Here is a 1,557-nt window from a genome sequence, read left to right as displayed (position 1 = left end):
AGATAAAAAAATACAACAGATGCCATTTCATTTTTTTGATCCCATCTAAAAAAGCACTTCTATAAACAAAGCTGAAGTCACGCGGAAACAGAAGCTTTAATGTCTGGGCATCCGACTGAAAGTACGGATCCTCAAGACTATTTTTATAGAAGGATGTCAAATGCAAAAATCTCTGCTGGCACTCGCCGTTCTGGGCGCATTCGCAGGCGCCGCTCAAGCACAAAGTTCCGTGACCATCTACGGTATCGTTGATACCGGCGTCGTCTATCAAAGCAAGGTGTCCACCGGCACCGGCACCACGGGCAGCAAGTTCGGCCTGAATTCGGGCATCGTGCAAGGTTCGCGCATCGGCTTCAAGGGCGTTGAAGACCTGGGCGGCGGCCTGTCCGCCGTGTTCCAACTGGAAACCGGTTTCTCCAACGACACCGGCGCCCTGCAAGGCTCCGACGCATCGACGTCGTCGAACCTGTTCCGCCGCAAGTCGGTCGTCGGTCTGGCCGGCGGTTTCGGTAGCGTCCTGCTCGGCCGTCAAACCGACTACGCCGACACCATTTCCGCTTACACCTCCGTCAACGACTTCGGCGGCTGGACCGGCAACGTGGGCCACAACCTGGATCGCCTGGAAGGCACCCGCACCAACAATTCGATCAGCTACACCACCAGCAACCTGGGCGGCTTCACCGGCAACCTGATCTACGGTTTCGGCGAAACTGCCGGTCAAACTTCCGCCGGACAAGCCTTCGGCGCCGGCCTGAAGTACGACAACGGTCCCCTGGGCCTGGGCATGAACTACTACCAGTCCAAGGCCAACGGCACGTCGACCTACTCGGCTGACACCAGCCTGATCCCGTCCTCGAGCTCCACCGCCTCCGTCAATACCCTGGCTGCCAATGCAGGAAAAACGGCATTCAAGGGATTCAACCTGGTGGCGTCGTACCAGTTCGGTCCGGCCCGCGTGTACGGCAACTGGTCGCGCGTCAAGCAAGACCTGAACACGCAGGCCAACCTGACTTCCATCAGTGTCGGTTCGCTGTCCACCTTGACCAACCGTACTCTGGCGCGTGCGAAGCAGGCCGACGTGTTCGAACTCGGTACTGCCTATTCCCTGAGCCCGTCGCTGAAGCTGTTGGGCGCAGTGGACCGCACCAATGCGCAATTTGATGGCGTCTCGGGCAAGGGCAAGCTGACCCAGTTCAGCCTGGGCACCGACTACTGGCTGTCCAAGCGCACCGACCTGTATGCCTTCCTGGCGTACACCAAGGCCACCGACATGGTCAACACCGGCGTGTCCGACAGCACCGGCGTCGATGGCAACCAGGGCTCCGTGGCTGTGGGTATCCGCCACAAGTTCTGATGCACCGGTCGTCATTCCTGCGACAGTAGCAAGGACGTAAAAAAGGGCGCCGCATGAATTCATGCAGCGCCCTTTTTATTTCTTGTGCGCGACAGTGAAGAGAGCCGATTCGCTATCGCCCTGTCCGCATGCGCCATGCGCGTCCGGAAACATGAGGCTTCTCCAGTAGATCAACGCCCGCCAATGTCGCGCTGATGGTGCGG

General features: G+C 58.6%; 1 protein-coding gene. It reads left to right on the top strand.

The window, feature by feature from the left end:
- The first annotated feature begins 160 nt into the window (after positions 1-160).
- Positions 161-1,354: a porin gene (locus tag PMI16_RS09260; RefSeq protein WP_007878802.1), complete on the top strand. Its 1,194-nt coding sequence runs from the start codon at positions 161-163 to the stop codon at positions 1,352-1,354.
- Positions 1,355-1,557 lie beyond the last annotated feature (203 nt).

It is taken from the genome of Herbaspirillum sp. CF444 (assembly GCF_000282135.1).
Lineage (GTDB): Bacteria > Pseudomonadota > Gammaproteobacteria > Burkholderiales > Burkholderiaceae_D > Herbaspirillum.
Note: the sequence above shows the minus strand (reverse complement) of the source record. Positions and strands in the feature narration are given on the sequence as shown.

Coding starts and splice junctions, on each gene's coding strand:
- PMI16_RS09260 (WP_007878802.1), top strand. CDS start 161: ATGCAAAAATCTCTGCTGGCACTCGCCGTTCTGGGCGCATTCGCAGGC.